This is a genomic window from Actinomyces gerencseriae DSM 6844 (assembly GCF_000429265.1).
Classification (GTDB): domain Bacteria; phylum Actinomycetota; class Actinomycetes; order Actinomycetales; family Actinomycetaceae; genus Actinomyces; species Actinomyces gerencseriae.
Genome location: NZ_KE386873.1, coordinates 18,177 through 36,514 on the forward strand (window position 1 = coordinate 18,177; position 18,338 = coordinate 36,514).

At 72.3% G+C, this 18,338-nt stretch carries 16 protein-coding genes and 3 tRNA genes; 12 read left to right on the plus strand and 7 right to left on the minus strand.

Annotated features, from left to right (window positions below):
- The first annotated feature begins 102 nt into the window (after nucleotides 1–102).
- Together G448_RS0113155 and G448_RS0113160 are read left to right on the plus strand one after the other, a co-directional pair.
- The gene (locus G448_RS0113155) at nucleotides 103–432 is read left to right on the plus strand and encodes a PadR family transcriptional regulator (RefSeq protein WP_026408355.1); all 330 of its coding nucleotides are present in this window, start codon (nucleotides 103–105) and stop codon (nucleotides 430–432) included.
- On the plus strand, nucleotides 432–1,571 hold the full coding sequence (locus G448_RS0113160) for a permease prefix domain 1-containing protein (protein ID WP_026408356.1): 1,140 nt from the start codon (nucleotides 432–434) through the stop codon (nucleotides 1,569–1,571). Before G448_RS0113155 ends, G448_RS0113160 begins: the two co-directional genes overlap by 1 nt.
- Before the next feature lie 169 nt (nucleotides 1,572–1,740).
- On the opposite strand, the gene G448_RS0113165 is transcribed toward G448_RS0113160, so the two are convergent.
- The 3 genes from G448_RS0113165 to G448_RS0113175 all read right to left on the minus strand — a co-directional run bounded on the left by G448_RS0113165 (nucleotide 1,741) and on the right by G448_RS0113175 (nucleotide 2,061).
- Nucleotides 1,741–1,813, minus strand: a tRNA-Phe gene (locus G448_RS0113165).
- Between the two features lie 46 nt (nucleotides 1,814–1,859).
- Nucleotides 1,860–1,933: transfer RNA gene (locus tag G448_RS0113170), tRNA-Asp, on the minus strand.
- A 55-nt stretch (nucleotides 1,934–1,988) separates the two neighbouring features.
- Nucleotides 1,989–2,061 (minus strand) — tRNA-Glu (locus G448_RS0113175).
- A gap of 126 nt (nucleotides 2,062–2,187) precedes the next feature.
- Between G448_RS0113175 and G448_RS0113180 the strand changes: the two genes are divergently transcribed.
- The gene (locus G448_RS0113180; RefSeq protein WP_026408357.1) at nucleotides 2,188–2,577 is read left to right on the plus strand and encodes a metallopeptidase family protein; all 390 of its coding nucleotides are present in this window, start codon (nucleotides 2,188–2,190) and stop codon (nucleotides 2,575–2,577) included.
- Nucleotides 2,578–2,694: 117 nt separating this feature from the next.
- Nucleotides 2,695–3,957 carry a glycoside hydrolase family 3 N-terminal domain-containing protein gene (locus tag G448_RS0113185; protein WP_026408358.1) on the plus strand — a complete coding sequence of 421 codons (1,263 nt, stop codon included), beginning with the start codon at nucleotides 2,695–2,697 and terminating at the stop codon, nucleotides 3,955–3,957.
- A gap of 149 nt (nucleotides 3,958–4,106) precedes the next feature.
- On the opposite strand, the gene G448_RS0113190 is transcribed toward G448_RS0113185, so the two are convergent.
- Nucleotides 4,107–6,209, minus strand: coding sequence for a variant leucine-rich repeat-containing protein (locus G448_RS0113190; RefSeq protein WP_026408359.1), 2,103 nt, complete (start codon nucleotides 6,207–6,209; stop codon nucleotides 4,107–4,109).
- Between the two features lie 631 nt (nucleotides 6,210–6,840).
- On the opposite strand from G448_RS0113190, the gene G448_RS16710 reads away from it, so the two are divergent.
- From G448_RS16710 to G448_RS16720, 7 genes are all read left to right on the plus strand, one after another.
- Complete coding sequence (locus G448_RS16710; protein ID WP_051269087.1) at nucleotides 6,841–8,832, plus strand: ABC transporter ATP-binding protein; 1,992 nt, start codon at nucleotides 6,841–6,843, stop codon at nucleotides 8,830–8,832.
- Complete coding sequence (locus G448_RS0113200; protein ID WP_026408360.1) at nucleotides 8,832–10,568, plus strand: ABC transporter ATP-binding protein; 1,737 nt, start codon at nucleotides 8,832–8,834, stop codon at nucleotides 10,566–10,568. The genes G448_RS16710 and G448_RS0113200 overlap by 1 nt, the downstream gene beginning before the upstream one ends.
- A gap of 168 nt (nucleotides 10,569–10,736) precedes the next feature.
- Nucleotides 10,737–11,318 carry a class I SAM-dependent methyltransferase gene (locus G448_RS0113205; protein WP_026408361.1) on the plus strand — a complete coding sequence of 194 codons (582 nt, stop codon included), beginning with the start codon at nucleotides 10,737–10,739 and terminating at the stop codon, nucleotides 11,316–11,318.
- A gap of 284 nt (nucleotides 11,319–11,602) precedes the next feature.
- A complete protein-coding gene (locus G448_RS0113210; protein WP_026408362.1) occupies nucleotides 11,603–12,064 on the plus strand; it encodes a phage holin family protein in 462 nt (153 codons plus the stop codon).
- A complete protein-coding gene (locus G448_RS0113215; protein ID WP_026408363.1) occupies nucleotides 12,061–12,543 on the plus strand; it encodes a hypothetical protein in 483 nt (160 codons plus the stop codon). Before G448_RS0113210 ends, G448_RS0113215 begins: the two co-directional genes overlap by 4 nt.
- Nucleotides 12,544–12,813: 270 nt before the next feature.
- Entirely contained in the window at nucleotides 12,814–13,062 is a 249-nt protein-coding gene (locus G448_RS16715) for a DUF3073 domain-containing protein (RefSeq protein ID WP_051269123.1), read from the plus strand.
- Between the two features lie 305 nt (nucleotides 13,063–13,367).
- Nucleotides 13,368–14,063: a TetR/AcrR family transcriptional regulator gene (locus G448_RS16720; protein ID WP_169720858.1), complete on the plus strand. Its 696-nt coding sequence runs from the start codon at nucleotides 13,368–13,370 to the stop codon at nucleotides 14,061–14,063.
- A gap of 322 nt (nucleotides 14,064–14,385) precedes the next feature.
- Here G448_RS16720 and purM read toward each other — a convergent pair whose 3' ends face one another.
- From purM to G448_RS18930, 3 genes are all read right to left on the minus strand, one after another.
- Complete coding sequence (purM, locus tag G448_RS0113230) at nucleotides 14,386–15,552, minus strand: phosphoribosylformylglycinamidine cyclo-ligase (RefSeq protein ID WP_034495424.1); 1,167 nt, start codon at nucleotides 15,550–15,552, stop codon at nucleotides 14,386–14,388.
- Nucleotides 15,549–17,462 carry an amidophosphoribosyltransferase gene (gene purF / locus G448_RS16725; RefSeq protein WP_245572367.1) on the minus strand — a complete coding sequence of 638 codons (1,914 nt, stop codon included), beginning with the start codon at nucleotides 17,460–17,462 and terminating at the stop codon, nucleotides 15,549–15,551. Before purF ends, purM begins: the two co-directional genes overlap by 4 nt.
- A 237-nt stretch (nucleotides 17,463–17,699) precedes the next feature.
- Nucleotides 17,700–17,957 (minus strand): response regulator transcription factor, encoded by a 258-nt coding sequence (locus G448_RS18930; protein ID WP_245572343.1) that lies wholly within the window; start codon nucleotides 17,955–17,957, stop codon nucleotides 17,700–17,702.
- Between the two features lie 87 nt (nucleotides 17,958–18,044).
- Here G448_RS18930 and G448_RS18935 point away from each other — a divergent pair, with 87 nt between their 5' ends.
- Nucleotides 18,045–18,182, plus strand: a complete 138-nt coding sequence (locus G448_RS18935) for a hypothetical protein (protein WP_245572344.1) — start codon at nucleotides 18,045–18,047, stop codon at nucleotides 18,180–18,182.
- Nucleotides 18,183–18,338 lie beyond the last annotated feature (156 nt).

An 18,338-nucleotide genomic window follows, 5' to 3' on the forward strand; every position in this document is an offset into this window, starting at 1 on the left:
CACGACGTACCACGTCGAACAAGTCATGCTAGACACAGTACGACTGTCGTAGTACGCTCGTCGTAAGCAACCCATCAGGAACCGACCCGAAAGGAGCACCGAGTGATCAGCGCCGACGCCATCCGCGGCTACGTCGATCTCATTGTGCTGACGCTCCTGCGCGACAGACCCTCGTACGCCTACGAGCTCGCCAAGACGATCACCGAGGTCTCGGCGGGCGAGTACACGATCAAGCAGACCACCCTCTACTCCGCGCTCAAGCGCCTGGAGGCCGCCGGGCTCGCCTCCTCCTATGCGGACACCTCCGCCTCCGGCAAGCCCCGCACGTACTACCGCCTCACCGACGGCGGCGCCTCCCACCTGGCGGACAAGCTCGCCGAGTGGGAGGACACCAAAACCCTCATCGACCGATTCGCACAAGGACACATCTGATGGACACCATCGACACCTTCCTCGACGCCATGTTCGCCCCCTACCCCGCCACCCCTCGCCTCCTGGAGGCCAGGGGAGAGCTCCGCGCCATGATGGAGGACGCCTACGCCGACGCCGTCGGGCGCGGCAAGACCCACAACGAGGCCGTCGGACAGGTCATCACCGACTTCGGCAACCTCGAGGAGCTCGCACCCGCGCTGGGGATCCTCCCCGATATCCGCTCAGCCCGGACCGACGTCACGGACGCCGGAGCCTCCGGAGCCGCGGCAGGCTCCTCGGCCGCAACGGAGGCCGGGGCCGCACCGCTCCCGCAGCAGGAGGCCCCCGCCGGCTACCCCGTCGTCACCCTCCCCGACGCGCAGGCCCTCGCCGAGGCCCGACGCCGGACCGGCCGGCTGCTCAGCCGGGGCGTCGCCCTGTTCGTCCTGGCGCCCATCCCGCTGCTCACCGCGATCGGGCTGAACGGCGACGACGGAACGAACGCGTCCGGACTCGGCGAGCAGCTGGCGATGCTCATCGGCCTGGCCCTGACCCTCGTCCTCGTCGCGATAGGCGTCCTCATCCTCATACAGCGCAACCGGTCCTTCGTGGGTCTGGAGCACCTGACCGATGGACGGTTCACGAGGAACCCGATCGTCTCCGCCTGGGCGGCCCGCCTGCGCGTGGAGAACGAGGGCCCCCGGTCGCGCGCGCTCATGATCGCCGTCGGGCTGTGGATCATCTCGGCCATCCCGACCGTGGCCGGCGGCATCCTCAGCGACCAGCCGGGCCACTCCCAGTACCCGCTCTTCGGCGTCTCCACCACCCTCGCGCTCGTCGCCACCGGCCTGTTCATCCTCCTGCCGACCACCTGGGCGTCCTCCACTCACGAGACCCTCACCGAGGAGGGCCACTCGACCGGCGCCCCCGGGCAGTGGGATCAGTGGGACCGCTGGAGCCGGAAGGACTCGGAGAACCCCCTCGTCAACGCCATCGCCGCCATCTACTGGCCCCTGATCCTCGTGATCTTCCTGGCATGGGGATTCCTCGGCAACGGGTGGCACATCTGCTGGATCGTGTGGCCGATCGGCGGCATCCTCTTCGGCGCCGTCGCCTCCTTCATCAACGCCCTCTCCGCCGGCCGCCGGACCCAGCGCTGAGGCCGGACCCGGCCGGCCCGCCCCCTCCCCCGCCGAGATCGGTTCAGTTCCGGCGCGAGATCGGTCGAGTTGCGCACCGAGATCGGTCGCACCCAGGAGCAGCGGCCCCGCCGGCGTCCCGGGCAGAGCGAAGCCCTCGGAACCTTGTGAGTTCCGAGGGCTTTCGCGGTGGCTCCGACCGGCGTCGATCCGGTGACCTTTCGATTTTCAGTCGAACGCTCTACCAACTGAGCTACAGAGCCTCGGGATGGGATCGGCCCGGTCTCAACAGACCGGACCGATCGTCCGCGACCTCGACGGGACTTGAACCCGCGACCTCCGCCGTGACAGGGCGGCGCGCTAACCAACTGCGCCACGAGGCCTCGTTCGGCACGAAGCCATACTCTAACGAGATTGTCTTCCACTCGCACGAGCCAGTACCCCCAACGGGATTCGAACCCGTGCTACCGCCGTGAAAGGGCGGGGTCCTGGGCCGCTAGACGATGGGGGCCCACTGCCCTTGGCGTCGTCGCGCCTTGAACCGGGTAGAACAGTATGGGGCGGGACTCCCCCCGCGCAAATCTCTCAAGCGTGACCCTGCTCACCGCGGCGCCGGTGATATGAGAGGCTCCGCTCCATGAGCCCGGTGCACCTGTCCGACGAGGAATTCGAGGCGGCCGTCGGCGACGCCCTGGACGCGATCCCCGAGGAGCTCGCCGCCCAGATGGACAACGTCGTCATCCTCGTCCGCGACGAGCCCGATCCCAACCTGCTCACCGGGGCCGACTACGATGAGAACGGCCTGCCGACCCTCCTGGGCCTGTACGACGGCGTCCCGCTCACCGAGCGCGACGACGGCTGGTCGATGGTCCTGCCCGATCGGATCCTGATCTTCAAGGGTCCGCTGGAGCGCTGGTGCCCGACCCGCGAGGAGCTGGTCGAGGAGATCGGGGTGACGGTCATCCACGAGGTCGCCCACCACTTCGGCATCGACGACGATCGCCTCCACGAGCTCGGGTGGGAGTAGTCGGGAGCAGCAGGTGCGCGGACGCCGGCCGCGCCCGCGCTCGCGGGCCCCGCCCCGGCGCATCCCGTGGCGCGAGACGGAGGCGGCAGCGGAGAGAGGTGGAATAGGGTGCGGGCCATGGACGACCACCTCTTCGCCGGTCCGCCGCCCCCCACCGCGCGCCGGATGGTGGGCCGGCGCCCCGTAGTCCTCGCCGGCCTGCTCGGAGCCGCGACCCTGGCCGGATGCTCCTCTCGGGGCTCGGAGCACGGCTCGATCTCCACCGCGGGCCCCGCCACGACCGCCCCGGCGCCGACCGACCCGGCGCCGACGTCGAACGATCCGGAGCCCGAGGTCACCGATTCCCCGTCCTCGGGACCGCTGGAGGGATGGACCCTGGAGCAGAAGGTCGGCCAACTCCTCATGGTCGGCGCCGATACCTCGGGCCCCCAAATAGCCTCCATCGACGCCGTGTCCACCCATCACGTCGGCAACGTCTTCATCTCCGGGCAGACCCGCGCCGGAGCCGAGCCCGTTCGCGGGGTCATCACCACCCTGACCGACCTGGTCGGCCCCGACGCCACCCACGACACCCCGTTGCTCGTGGCCACCGATCAGGAGGGGGGCCAGGTCCAGGTCCTGAACGGGACCGGCTTCTCCTCCCTCCCCTCCGCGTCCGAGCAGGCGACCATGTCCGCGGACGATCTTCTCACCAAGTCACGGGCATGGGGCCAGGAGCTCGCCGACGCCGGAGTGACCATGAACCTGGCTCCCGTGGCCGATCTCGTCGACGGCCCGAGCCCGTCGAGCAACGGTCCCATCGGCAAGTGGGAGCGCGAGTACGGGCACGACGCCGCCACCACGCTGGACCACGCCACCGCCTTCGCCCGGGGGATGGAGGACGCCGGTCTCATCGCGACCTACAAGCACTTCCCGGGCCTGGGGCGCGTGACCGACAACACCGACACCGTAGCCGGTGTCACGGACGCCGTCACGACGCGCTCCGGGGACCCGGCGGTCTCCGTCTTCGCCGACGCCATCACCGGCGGCGCCAAGGTCATCATGGTCTCCTCGGCGATCTACTCCCTCATCGACTCCTCGGCGCCGGCCGTGTTCTCATCCGTGGTCGTCACCGACATGCTGCGCGGCGACCTGGGCTTCAAGGGAGTCGTCATCACCGATGACGTCTCGACCGCGGTCCAGGTGCAGGATCGAACGCCCGCCCAACGGGCGGTCCAAGCCGTCAGAGCCGGATGCGACATCGTCCTGGCCTCGGCCGACGCCACCGTCGTCGCCGATATGGCGCGGGCGCTCGTCACCGAGGCGCAGAGCGACCCAGCCCTCGCCGAGCGGGTGGACGAGTCCGCCGCCCGCGTTCTCGCACTCAAGAACGGCTCCTGAGGCCGGCCCCGCCCGAGGATCGGGGCGACGGACGACCGGATGCCGGTCCCGGGCGCGTCGACGCCGGTCCCAGGAGCGGGGCGGCGGGTTCCCGGGGCCGCCCGCCCGGGCGCTTCCCCGACGTCGGCCCCGGGCGCGGAACGGCGGGCTCACCTGTTGACCGTCGTGCCCTCCGAGGACCCCTTGGTGTCGATGTACTTGGCGAAGCAGTGATCGGCGTCGAACCCCTCGGCGCTGCACCAAGCGTTGGCCTCGTCGGCGCTGCCGTACGGAGTCGCGACGATCGTCACCCAGTACTGGCCACCGCTGTCGAAGACGGGCCATTCGTCGCTGTACAGAAGCTTGGCGTTGGAGTACTGCTGGCGCAGCTTGAGGAACTCCTGGAGCGTGGCGCGGTTGTCCCAGGTGATGCCGTCGGCGACCATCCCCGACTTCTTCGACGACAACTGCGGCACCCACTTGCCGGAGACGCCCTTCACCGAGGACTTGTCGTGATCGGCCTGCCAGCGCAGGGAATCCTTCGCCGCGGTCTCCTCCGAGGTGTTGTCCTTGCTCGTCGTGGCCGCCGTCACCGATGACGGTCTCGACGCGCCCGGGGTCACCGCGATCGGCGCGGAGCCGCGATCCGGTGTGCACGTCACGACGATGGTCGTGAGATCCATGTCATCAGCCGTGCGATAGAAGTGGCCGCTTCCGAAGTGAAGCGTGAGCGTTGTCGCGGAGTCCGAGATCATCAGCGGAGAGCCGGAGAAATCGAAGTCCCCCGAGGCGACGACGGCGTCGGCCGGTCCGGTCCCGTCGGAGCGCGACGGTCCCCTCAGCTCGACGTGGTCGTCGGTTCCGCCCAGGACGTCGCCGCTGGGACACGACGCGGTCACCTGCACCTCCACCTGGAGCTCCCCGTCCCCATTCCTGACGGAGGTCGGGGTGAAGTCCGGGGCGCTCCCGCACGCGGTCACGTAGTTCGTCGCCCCGGTGCTCGTGGGTTCGGCGGACGCCGACGCATCCTGCTTGCCATAGCGCGGCTTGTCCCGGTCGGCCCTATCGGAGCCGTTCACGGAGGTGGAATCGCGATCGTTGAGATAACTCGTCACGTACCACCCGCCCACTCCGCCGACGATCAGCAGCACCAGGGCGACCAGAACGGCCACCGGCGCACGGGACCTCGAACGGCGGGGCTGCTCCGGACCCGGCTCGATCATCTGCCCCTGCACCGGCACGAGCGGGACGCCGGATCCGGACACGGCCCAGGGCGCGGTCCCCGCCGAGGGAACGGTCGGCGGCACCGCGGGCGGCGTGGCCCCCATCGGGAAGACCGGCCCGACCTGCGGCGCCCCGCCCACCGAGGGCCCTGCGGGTCCTGCGGGCACCGGGGCCGAGGGCGCCGAGGGCGCCAAGGGCATCGAGGGCATCGAGGGCATCATCGACGTTCCCGCGGCCGGGGCCGTCGAGGCAGCCGAGGCCGTAGACGCCGCCTCCGACTGCGATTCAGTCTCGGCTCCCGCGGACGCAGCCGCCGTCGGGGCCGCCGACGGCGCTGAAGGCGCTGAAGGCATGGTCTGCGTCTGCAATCGGTCAGAGCTCGAGGACGCCGCCCCCTCGGCCTCCTCGACTCCCTCCGCCCGAGGCTCAACGGCCGCCCGCACCTCAGCAGGTTCCTCATCCGCGGCGCCGTCGTCCTGAGACGCGGCCTCGTCCTGAGACGTGGCATCCTCGGCCCGCGACTCCTCGGCCCCGACCGGAGACTCCGCATCCTCCTGCCCCGCCCGCACCCCGGCAGGTTCCTCATCCGCGGCGCCGTCGTCCTGAGACGCGGCCTCAACCGTTCGGAGCGCCGACCCGCCGTGCGGCTCGTCGGGCTCCTGTGCCTCGGACATCTCCGCTGTCTCAGTCCCCTCCGCCGACGATTCGTGGGCAGCCTCCTGCGGCGCTCCCGACCGCGTCGTGCCGCCCCCATGCGAGTCGTCCTCCTCCCGCGACGCCTCGGGGTCCTGCGACTCCGCGTCGGCCCGCGCGTCGGTCGTCCGCGGCAGCACCGCGCCACGCGCCTCCAGCTCCGCGTGCACCGCCGGATCCGACAGCTTGGACAACCACACGAGCAGGTCGGGGTAGGACGAGGGATTGGAAGCCAGCGCGGCCCACAGGTCAGGTCTGCGCTCGGCGATGGCGGCCTGCAACGGGTAATCGTTCGTCTGAGCAGCGAGGGCCTCATCAGCCTGATCCGCCGCCCTGGCGAGCTGTTCAGGATCCATGTGGGAAACCTTCCAGGAGATCTCTAACACGCACTCTACAGCACGAGCCCGCGGCCCCCTCCACGGGTGCTCCGCCCGGATCACGCGTGGGACCCGAGACGCGCGGGTGGGGCTAGGACTGTGCGCACCCGCTGCAAGGCGAACAGGTCGGCCCCGAGACGGCGAGCGGGGTTTTGACGTATTCCTGCTCTGCTCTTCATGCACGGAGTCCTACGCGGTCGTACCCCTTCTCACGCGGTCGTACCCGAATGCGCCAGGTCGTACCTTAGAGGCTTCCCAACGTACGACCTGGCGCGGGAAGGTACGACCGCACGGCCCCGCGTACGACCGCACGGCCCCGCGTACGACCCGGCGCGAGAACGTACGACCGCGCCGCACCACACGCGCACGGGGCCCGAGCGACGGCGCGCTCCGCCCGGATGAGGAAGACGACCCGACGTATGACCACGCAGCGCCCGGGAGCCCCTCAGCCCCGCCACGCCCCACCTCGGCCCGAAGCCCGAGCGCCCCGCGCCCCCACTCCGTCACTCCGTACTCCCACTATTCCCACTCCACGCGCGGCACTTCTCACCCACCTCGCCGATACGACGCGCTGTCCCATCCCGGCGGGCTCCGATAGCCTCGACGCATCATGCCAAGAGCCCTGTCACGAGTCGCCGGACGACTCGTCCCCGCCCCCGACGCGCCCCTGCCCCAGCCGCCGTCGTCCCGTGTCCGGGCGCTGCTGGGCTGGCTCACGCGCCGGGCCGCCGGGCCGCTGACGGTGGCGAGCCTGGCCGCCGTCGCCTCCAACACCATTCAGGCGATCGTGCCCGCCTTCCTGGGGGCGGCCCTGGACTCCGGTATCGAGAACGGGCTCAACGCGCGCCTGTGGTCGATCTGCCTGAGCCTGCTCCTCCTGTTCGTCGTCTACGCCATCGGGGACACCGCCCAGTCCTACGTCGGGATGCTCGCCTGGATGCGCACCAACTTCGATGTCACCCGGCTCGTGGGGCGCCAGGTCTCCGTCACCGGCGCCGATCTGCCCCACCAGGCGTCCACCGGCGAGGTCGCCTCGATCGTGGCCTCCGACGCGCAGTACATCGGCAACTTCTTCGAACGGCTCCCACCGCTCATCGGCTCCGCCGTGTCCTTCGCGGTCGTGGCCGTGCTCATGGTCTCGGTATCCGTGCGCCTCGGCCTCATCGTGATCATCGGCATGCCCCTGGTCGCCTGGATCGTCACCCTGGTCATCAGGCCCCTCCAGAAGCGCCAGGCCGTTCAGCGCGAGGCGCAGTCCGAGGTCACCACCATCACCACCGACACGGTCGCGGGCCTGCGCATCCTGCGCGGCATCGGCGGCGAGGACGTCTTCGCCCGCCGCTACCGCGAGGCCTCCCAGGAGCTGCGCCGACGCGGAGTCGAGGTGGCCGGCACGCAATCGGTGCTCATGAGCCTGCAGGTGCTCCTGCCGGGTCTGTTCGTCGCCGTCGTCGTGTGGGCCGCCGCCCGCCTGGCGATCACCGGAGGCATCAGCGCCGGCGAGCTCGTGACCTTCTACGGCTACACCGCCTACCTGTCGTGGCCCCTCATGGTCTTCTCCAGCTCGGTGCAGGACTACACGCGAGCCATGGTCGGGCTGCGGCGCCTGGGCAGGCTGCTCGACGTCGTCCCGGCCGCGGGCACCCCGGCCGAGCGCCTGAGCCTGGATCCCGCCGACGGCGCCACCAGGGCGGGCGAGATCGTCGATACCGCCTCCGGGGTGCGCTTCGCGCCGGGCCGTATGACCGCAGTGGTCTGCGCCGATCCCGACTCCTCCGCCGCCCTGGCCACCCGGCTCGGGCGCTTCGACGACGCCGACCCCGCGGTGACCCTGGACGGCCGACCGCTGACCGCCATGCCGCTGCGCGATGTGCGCGCCTCGATCGTGGTGGCCGGCGCCGCCGCCGAGCTGTTCACCGGCACACTGCGCGAGGCCCTCGACGTGCGCGGCGCGGCCGCGCCGGAACCCGTCGGCGTCGAAGCGCTCGTGGCCGCGGAGGCCGAGCGCGCGGGCATCGACGCCGTCGACCAGGACGTGCGCCCCGCCGCCGAGACCCTGCCCGGCGACGACCGGCTGCTCGCCGCCCTGAGGACCGCCGACGCCCACGACGTCCTGACCTCGCTGGACCGGGGCCTGGCCGGCATGATCACCGAGAAGGGACGGTCCCTGTCCGGGGGCCAGCGCCAGCGGGTCGCCCTGGCGCGCGCCCTGCTGACCGAGGCCCCCGCCCTCGTGCTCATCGAGCCGACCAGCGCGCTGGACTCCCATACCGAGTCGCGCGTGGCCCGCCGCCTCCGCGCCGCGCGGCGGGGGCGCACGACCGTCGTCGTCACCGAGTCCCCCCTCGTGCTGGAGGCCTGCGACGAGATCGTCCTGCTGGACGACGACGGCGAGCGCGCGCGCTCCACCCACCGGGAGCTGCTGGCCCGCGCCCGCCGGGGCGACCCGGACGGGCTGGCCTACCGGGCCGTCGTGGCCCGGGCCTACGGCGAGGAGCCCCATGAGCAGGGCCCGGACGGCGACGGCGACGATGACGGCGACGATGGCGATGACGGCGCGAGCATCGCCGGGGCCGCTCCTCGGACGGCGGTGGAGGGCTGATGGCGCTCCCCGTCGCTCCCGGCAAGGTCGCCATGCGCAAGACCTTCCGGATCATGGCCTCCTACCGATGGCGCTTCGCAGGCGTGCTGATCCTCCAGGTGGTCGCGGTCCTGGCGACCCTCGTCGCACCGCAGCTGCTGGGCCGTCTGGTCACGCGCGTGTCCACGGGCACCGGCACGGCCGGCTACGTCGACCTGATCGTCCTGGTCATCATGGCCGTCACCGTCGTGGGCGCGGTCATCAACCGCTTCGCCCAGATGCACGCCCGCACGCTCGGCGAGTCGGTCTTCGCCGATCTGCGCGAGCGCATGATGACCCGCGTCGTCCACCTGCCCCTGAGCGCCGTCGAGTCCGCCGGCACCGGCGATCTCGTGGGCCGTACGACCAACGACGTCTCGCGCATCGAGTTCCTCGTGCGCGTCGGCATCCCCCAGATCATGGTGTGCACGGTGACGATCGTGTTCACCATTGTCGCGGCCGCCGTCAGCGACCCGTTGCTGGCGGCCGGGCTGCTCGTCGTCGTGCCGCCCGTGTGGGCCATGATGAGCTGGTACCTGCCGATCTCGGTGCCCGCGTACCGGGCGAGCTCGGCGGCCTTCGCCCGTCTCAACGGCGCGGTGACCGAGACCGTGGAGAACGCCGGGACGATCGACGCCCTGGGCATCGGGGCGCGGCGCGAGGCCGTGATCGCCGCCTCCGTCGATGAGGCGTGGGGCCTGGAGCGCTACACCGCCGGGCTGCGGATGCGCCTGTTCCTCGTCCTGGACGTCGCCTGGCGGGCGCCCGTCGTCGTCATCCTCCTGTGGGGCGCCTTCCTGGCCGCCGGTGGACACGCGAGCCTGGGGGCCATCACCACGGTGTCCCTGTACGCCATGGAGCTGCGCAAGCCCATCGCCCAGCTCATGTTCTGGATCGACCTCGTCCAGATCTCGCAGGCCTCGCTCTCGCGCATCCTGGGCGTCGAGGAGGTCCCCGACGACCGCGCGCCCACCGGGGCCGCCCCGGACGGGCCCCGCATGGCGCTGCGCGACGTCCGCTTCTCCTACCGCAAGGGCGTCGAGGTGCTCCACGGCATCGACCTCGACCTCGTGCCGGGCGAGCGGCTCGCCGTCGTCGGGCCCTCGGGGTCGGGGAAATCGACGCTGGGACGCATGCTGGCGGGCATCAATCCCCCCACCTCCGGATCGGTGACGGTGGGCGGGGTGCCGCTGACCGATCTGACCGAGACCGAGCTGCGCCGCCACGTGGCCCTGGTGACCCAGGAGCATCACGTGTTCGTGGGCACCATCGCCGACAACGTGCGCCTGGGGCGCCCGGATGCCGACGACGCGACGATCCGGCGCGCGATCGAGGCCATCGGAGCCGACGCCTGGGTCGACGGGCTCGACGAGGGGATGCGCACCATGGTCGGATCCGGGCACCTGACGCTCACGCCGGCCCAGGCCCAGGAGGTGGCGCTGGCCCGCCTGGTGCTGCTGGATCCGCACACCCTCATCCTGGATGAGGCGACCTCGCTGCTCGACCCGCGCGCCGCGCGCACGCTGGAGCGGACGCTGTCCACGGCGCTGGCGGGGCGCACGGTCATCGAGGTGGCGCACAGGCTCTACACGGCGCAGGACGCCGACCGGGTGGCCGTCGTCATGGACGGGCGGATCGTGGAGCTGGGCACGCACGATGAGCTCGTGGCCCTCGGCGGGGAGTACGCGGGCCTGTGGGAGGCGTGGAGCCAGGAGTAGGCGGGCCCGGACGAGAACGGGAATCGGAACGGCCGGGGCCCCGCGCTCCTTCCCACTTTCCGCCCACCGGCCGCCGGTCCCGTCACCCGACGACCCCGCGCCCCCTCCCGCTTTCCGCCCACCGGCCGCCTGTCCCGCACGCCCTCGCCGGCCGCCTAGGCTGCCCCCATGACGATTCAGAGGATCGATCGCACGGCTCCGCAGGAGCAGGGACGGTGGCGCCGCGAGGTCCTGGGCTCCCTGAGCGGCACGGTCCTCGACGTCGGCGCCGGCTCCGGAGCCAGCGCCGACTTCCTGCCCGCCGGCGTCACCTGGCTCGCCCTGGAGCCGGCCCCCTCCAGGCGCCTGGAGCGCGCCGTCGCCGGGAGGGCCCGTTCCAGGTTGCTGACCGCAGGCGCCGAGCGGCTCCCCCTGGGGGACGCGACCATCGACGCCGTCGTCTGCTCCACGGTGCTGTGCTCGGTGGACGACCCTCCGCGCGCCCTGGCGGAGGCCCGGCGGGTGCTCCGCCGGGGCGGGAACCTGGTCTTCTTCGAGCACGTGGGAGCGGCGCCCGGGTCCGGGGCTCGCCGGGTCCAGGGGCTCATCGCGCCCTTGACGAGACGTTTCGGCGGAGGCTGCGATCCGCGGCGCGACACCGCCGCGGAGCTCCGGTCCGCGGGGTTCTCGACCCTGGAGCTGCGCACCCTGCGCACAGGGGGCCCGCTGGGCGGGCTCGCCCCGGTCATCGAGGGGCGGGCCGTGGTCTGAGCGGCGACGCCCGAGCGCCCGCCACGGTAACGGCGCGCATCCGCGGCGGCCACGAGGGCGACCAGTGGCTCCCGGGACGGGGCCGGTCATGCTTCTCCGGCGGTCACGGCGCGCATCCGCGGCGGCCACGACGGGGTCCACGGCGTCGGTGCCGCGTCAGTCGCAGCATCGCCCCGCCGATGACCAGATGAGACCCTCCGTACGAGTTTGTGAGATTCTGTGCGCGGTAGATTCACGCACAACGCTCCCACCGCGAGCGCCTGCCCCGGACGAAGGTCGATCCTATGACCCAACAGCCTCAACCACCCCGAACATCACCCGCATCCGCGGCGTCCCGATCCGACCAGCCCTCCATCGGAGAACTGATCAACCGCATCTCCGAGAACATCTCGGCCCTGGTCAAGAGCGAGATCGAACTGCTCAGGGCCAAGGCCCTGCGCACGGCGAGGACCGCGGGCGTCGGCGCGGCTCTCCTGACGGCGGCCGGCATCGCCGCCCTGTTCGGTCTCGGCTTCCTCCTGGGCGCCATCGTCGATGCGATCGCCCTGGCACTGCCGGTGTGGGCGGCCAAGATCATCGTCGCCGTCGTCCTGTTCGCCGTGGCGGTGGCGGTGGCGCTGCCGGGCAAGCGGAGGCTCGAGGCCGCCAAGGCCGACGCGCCGGACCCGAAGGCGCGGTTGAATGACGATGTCGACGCCGTCAGGGAGGCCGTCGCCTCCGGTCTGGAGAAGGGCGGTCAGCGATGAGCCCGAAGCAGTCGCGGCAGTCCCGCCCCACGAGGTCCCCCGAGGTCATCGAGGCCGCCCTGGCCGCGCAGCGCGATCAACTGGTCGGCGACGTCGAGCAGCTCGCCGCCCGCATGGCCCCCCAAGCGCTGACGGCGACGGCGCGCAGGTCGGCGCAGGCCACCGCCGCCGAGTGGCGCAGGCGGGCCGGGATCCGCACGGCCCGCCTCAAGGAGCGCGTCGGCCTGGTGAAGGACGACCCGCTGGTGCGCGAGGGCGGGACCCCGGCGGGCTCCCGATGCCCCGGGCGCTGCGGGTGCGTGAACGCAGTGGCCTCGAAAGCGGCATGCCTGTCCCCCGTCGCGGTCCGCGACCGGCTGGCCCGTCTGATCGGGGACGCCCGTGACGGCGAGCCCGTCTCGCTCTCCATCGTGACCGGTGCGATCGTCGTGCTGGCGGGGGTCAGCGCCGTCGCCACCGTCAAGGCGGTGCGCCGGTGAGCGGACGGGCCTGACGGGCCGGTCCCTCCTCACCCGCCGCAGCGCCGCGGCGCTGCGGCGGGTCCGCCGACAGGCCGCTCGCGGTTGGAGGCGCAGTCGGGCGCCCGGCCGGCACGAGCCCGCCATTCGGCGTGGGCGGTGCCACGGACACAGGGGCGGCACCGAATGGTGCTGACGCGTGCGCTCGTTGTACGGTTGCCCCACGACACATTTGCCCAAGTGAAGCGCGACCACGTGCGCGCCCAGAGATTGTTGGAGGGGGTCGAGCCTATGGGGCGCGGCCGTCAGAAGGCCAAGGCGACCAAGGTCGCCCGTAAGCTCAAGTACTTCAGCCCGGCGACCGACTACGCGGCACTCGAGCGAGAGCTCGTTTCCAGGTCGTCGAGCCCCGAGTCCGACGACGAGGTCGACTACGAGCAGCTGGCCGCCAAGTACGCGGTCGACGATGACGACTGGGACGATTCGGACGACTCGGGCGGCTCAGAAGCCAGTGGGCCGGGAACGAGTCGTCGGAGCTGACCAGGGCTGACAGCGTGAGAGGGTCGGCGGGCTGCGCCCGTCGACCCTCTCACGCGTTTCCATGCGCCCGGCCTCTCACGGCGGGCCGGTCCGGTGGCGCCCGTCGCCGGGTCTGCAGCGCGCCCGTTCCATCCCTCACGGCGGGCCGGGCCGGCGGCGCCCCTCCTTCTCGCGCATGCGACGGGCGCGCCTCTCCACGGAGATCCGGGCCGGACGGCTTGCAGCGTCCGGCGTCTTGCAACGTCCGGCGCTCGGGCGCATACTCGTCACCATAAGCGACCGACGGTCGGTTTATGGAGGTCATGATGGTCACGCAGCACTTGAGCGCCACGGTCCGCCGGACGCAGATCCTGGACGCCGCCCGCCGCCTCTTCCTCTCCAAAGGGTACGAGGCCACCACGATCGAGGACGTCCTGGGCGCCGTCGGCATCGCCAAGGGCACGCTCTACCACCACTTCCCCGGCAAGGAGGCGATCCTCGACGCCATTGTCATGCGCACGACCGACGCGATCGAGGAACGTGCGGACCGAGCCGCCCGGAATGCCTCGCAGCCGGCACCGGCGCGCTTCCTGGCGGTCGTCACGGCGGCCCGCGCGCCCCGGGAGGACATCGAGCTCGCCCAGCAGCTCCGCCTGTCCGGGAACCTGCGATTCCACATCATGGCCATGACCGAGGGCTACACGCGCCTCCTCCCCATCCTCACCCGCGTGGTCGAGGAGGGGGTCGCGGCGGGCGAGCTGAGCACCCCGGACCCGCGCGGCAGCGTCGAGGTCATCCTCGCAGCCGGGCTCACCCTGCTGGACGGCGGCATCTTCCCTCCCATGACGGAGGAGGACGCGGCCTGCGCGGAACAGCGCCGGACGGCTCTCGCACGCACGGTCGTTCTGCTCCTGGGCGCCGATCCCACCGCCATGGCCATCCCCGCGCCGGACACCGATGACGCCCCCGCGACAACGGCCGGGAGCCGCACCACCGGCGGCGACCTTCCCGCACCATTATGACGCCCCCGCCGCAACGGCCGGAGGGCCTCAGCCGGACAGTCGCCCCCGCGAGGGCCGATGCCGAGCAGATCAGGGTGACTCAGATCCGCTCGAGCATTCCGTCGCCCCCTCGAGGGCCGACGCCGACCCGGCGCAGGACGGCTCGCGCATCGCCGTCCGGACATCGGCGGCCTCGCACCGGGCCTCCTGCGGCCCAACTCCGGCGCCCCGTTCCTCGTCGTCCCGACGCGGCTCAAGGCCCGCTCGTCGGCCTGCGGCCCGGCCGGTTCGGTCGGCTCAACCGGCTCGGCTCACCGGAAGCCGCGGAAGCCGAGCCGCGGGCTCAGGAGGCGCGGTACTCCCCGAGGAGATCGACCGCGCCGCCGTCCACGCCCTTGGTGCCGGCGACCAGGCGCCCCCGCGGCTGATACTCCTCCGCCTCGTGGACGCCCCCGAGCACCCAGGCGGGGATGCTCGCCCCCTCCGTCACGCGCAGAACGGCATCGACCGACTCCGGAGCGACAACGGCGACCATGCCCACCCCGAGGTTCAGGGTGCCCTCCAGGTCATCCCACGGAACGGAGCCCAGGCGCCGCACGAGGTCGAAGACCGGCGGGACGACCCAGCCGGAGCGGTCGACATCGGCGATCGTGCCGGGGGGCAGGACCCGGGCGAGATTCGCCGCCAGTCCCCCGCCGGTGACGTGCGACAGCGCGTGGATCGGGGAGGGCGCCGCCTCCGAGCCGAGCGCCCCGATCATGGCCAGGCAGGTCTTGGCGTACAGGCGAGTGGGCTCCAGCAGCTCCTCGCCCAGGGTGCGTCCGAACTCGGGCACCGTCCGCTCCAGGCCCTGGCCGGCGTCGGCGACGACGCGCCGCACCAGCGAGTAGCCGTTGGAGTGCAGCCCCGAGGAGGCCATGGCGACCAGGACGTCGCCGGCGCGCACGCGCTCGGGGCCCAGCACCCGGTCGGCCTCGACGACCCCGGTGGCGGCGCCCGCGAGGTCGTACTCGTCCGGGTCCATGAGGCCGGGGTGCTCGGCGGTCTCCCCTCCCACCAGCGGTGCGCCGACGGCGGCGCAGGCGGCGGCGACGCCCCGGACGATGTCGGCGATCCGCTCGGGCACGACGCGTCCGCAGGCGATGTAGTCGGTCATGAGCAGGGGCCGGGCGCCGACCACGACGATGTCGTCGATGACCATGCCGACCAGGTCCTGGCCGATGGTGTCGTGGACGTCGAGGGCACGGGCGATGGCGATCTTCGTGCCCACGCCATCGGTCGAGGAGGCCAGGAGGGGGTGGCGGTGCTCGCGCAGCCCGGAGACGTCGACCAGCCCTGCGAAACCACCGACTCCCCCGACGACGGCCGACGTCGTGGTGGCGGCGACGGAGGCCCGCATGAGCTCGACGGCGCGGTCGCCGGCGGCGGTGTCCACGCCGGCGGAGGCGTAGGTGATCCCGGTGCCGGGGTCGTCGTCGGAGACGGGCACGGACTGCGGGCGGGGGCTCATCGGTTGGCTCCTTCGAAAGGGTCGGTGGTGGTGGGCCCGGCGCCCGGGCGCGCGTCCCGGGCGACGGGCCCGGCGCCCGGCAGCGCCGTCCGGGCGGCGGAGGGCGGGCTGCCCGCGGCCAGGTCGGGACGGGTGATCCGGTCCGGGGTGATGGGCGGGAGGACGGGGGGAGCGCCCCCGTCATCGGCGCGGCGGCGGTAGACGGTGGGGACCCGGGAGACGGGCAGCGTTCCCGGTACCGCGCCCTCGGCGGGCGGCGGGATGGGGTACTCGCCGGTGAAGCAGGCGGTGCACAGCTCGGTGCGCGGCTGCCCGGTGGCCGCGACCATGCCATCGACGGACAGGTAGCCGAGGGTGTCGGCGCCGATGGACTCGCGGATCCCCTCCACGCTCATGCCGGTGGCGATGAGCTCGGCGCGGGTGGCGAAGTCGATGCCGTAGAAGCACGGCCACATCACCGGCGGGGAGGAGATGCGGATGTGGATCTCGGTGGCGCCGGCCTCGCGCAGCATGCGCACCAGGGCCCGCTGGGTGTTGCCGCGCACGATGGAGTCGTCGACGACGACGAGGCGCTTGCCCGCGATGACCTCGCGCACGGGGTTGAGCTTGAGGCGGATGCCGAGCTGGCGCAGGGTCTGGGTGGGCTGGATGAAGGTGCGCCCCACGTAGGCGTTCTTGACCAGCCCCTGACCGTAGGGGATGCCGGAGGCCTGGGCGTAGCCGATGGCGGCGGGCGTGCCCGACTCGGGCGTGGCGATGACGAGGTCGGCCTCCACCGGGTGCTCGCGGGCCAGGGCCGCGCCCATCTCGTTGCGCGAGGCGATGACGCTGCGTCCGGCGATGCGGGTGTCGGGGCGGGCCAGGTAGACGTACTCGAAGACGCAGCCCGAGCGGCGCGGGCGGGCGAAGCGGGTCGAGCGCACGCCGTCGGCGTCGATCTCGATGAGCTCGCCGGGCTCGATCTCGCGCGCGTAGGTGGCGCCGACGATGTCGAGGGCGGCGGTCTCCGAGGCGATGACCCAGCCGCGCTCCAGGCGCCCCAGGACGAGGGGACGCACTCCGTGAGGGTCTCGGGCCGCGTACAGGGTGTGCTCGTCCATGAAGACCAGGGAGAAGGCGCCGCGCAGCATGGGCAGGACGCGACGGGCCGCCTGCGAGACTGTCAGCGGCGCGGGACGGCCCGTCCTCTCCTCCTCCGTCGCCCTCGCCGTCATGGCCGGCCCCTCCTGTCCCGCCGCCCCTGCCGGTTCGGCCGACTCGGCCGATCCGGCCGACATCCCTCCAGCCACGGCCGGTCCGATCGGCTCGGCACCCGCGTGGGGGTCGGCGACGACGTCGGCGCTGATCGCGCTGGCAGAACTGGCGGCACTGGCGGCGGAGCGCGTCCCGGCCGCGAGGCGGCCGCGCTCGCAGACGAGGCTCATGAGGGCGGCGATGACGGCGGTGTCCGTCGACGAGCCGCGGCCGAGCTCGCCGGTGAGGTCCTCGCCGCTGGCGGCGCGCACCATCGCCATGAGCTCGCGGGTGTTGGTGAGGTTGCCGTTGTGGGTCAGGGCCAGGGTGGAGCCGGCGACGGGCCCGAGCATGGGCTGGGCGTTCTCCCAGGTGGTGGCCCCGGTGGTGGCGTAGCGGACGTGCCCGACGGCCAGGTGCCCGGTCAGGGAGGACAGGCAGCGGTCGTCGAAGACCTGGGAGACGAGGCCGAGGTCCTTGTAGACCAGGATGTGGGAGCCGTCGGTGGAGGCGATGCCGGCGGCCTCCTGGCCGCGGTGCTGGAGGGCGTAGAGACCGAAATAGGTCAGGCGGGAGACCTCCTCGCCGGGGGCCCACACCCCGAAGACGCCGCACTCCTCGACCGGGCCGGGCTCGAGCTCGGCCCGGCGGTCGGCCGGGGCGGCGAGGTCGGCCACGGCTGGGGCGTCGTCGGACGAGACGGCGCGGATGGTGGTCGGGGCTCGGTCACCGAAACTCACGTCGTCAGTCTTCCACACGCGGCCCTCTTCGCCCGGGAGCGGGCCGCGGGGCGCCCGGCAGCGGCGCGCCTCCGCCGAGATCGGTCCGGTTCCGCACCGAGATCGGTCCGGTTCCGGTTCGAGATCGACTCGATCCAGCGACTCGGCCCCGGAGACGGAAGAATCGATCGGAACTCAGCGGCCGAGCGCCTTGTACAGCTTGAGAGCGAGAGCGGTGCGATCCCTCTGCCCGAATTTCCTCAGCAGCGCTGAGACGTCGTTCTTCACGGTTCCCCCGGCCAGGACTGACGAAGCGGCTATTTCCGAATTCGTCAGGCCGCGTGCGACGAGTTCCGCAACAGCGCGTTCACCATGGGCGAGGATTGCGAGCGTCCCATCTCTCATTCCATTCGACTGCACGACGGCGCGCGCCACTCGCGGATCGATGACCATTCCGCCGTTGATGACGGCCGCCGTTCCGGTTGCCGTAGGGGGCTCGTCCGCTCCCTCGTGTCGAGCGCGACGCCCAGCGGCGACTCCGTGGTGGTATGGCCCGTCCACGCGATGCTTCTGGGCCTGCTCGCCTCGTGGCTCGCGTTCCTCCTCATCCTCCTGGTGCCCGTGCTGGGGCCGCTTCGCCACGGCCCCGGCGAGCACCTGCGCGATCAGGATGTCTGAGGCATCCGAGGGCTCAGGCGGTGCCGGGCTCATCCATCGGGGCCTCCCGGCCGAGCACCCCGCCGCGGTCCGATCGCAGCGCGGGCGACGGCCGCGGGAACGGCCGGGACGCGGCGCGCCGGGGGGACGGCCGAGCCTCCCCCGGCTCCCGGCTCT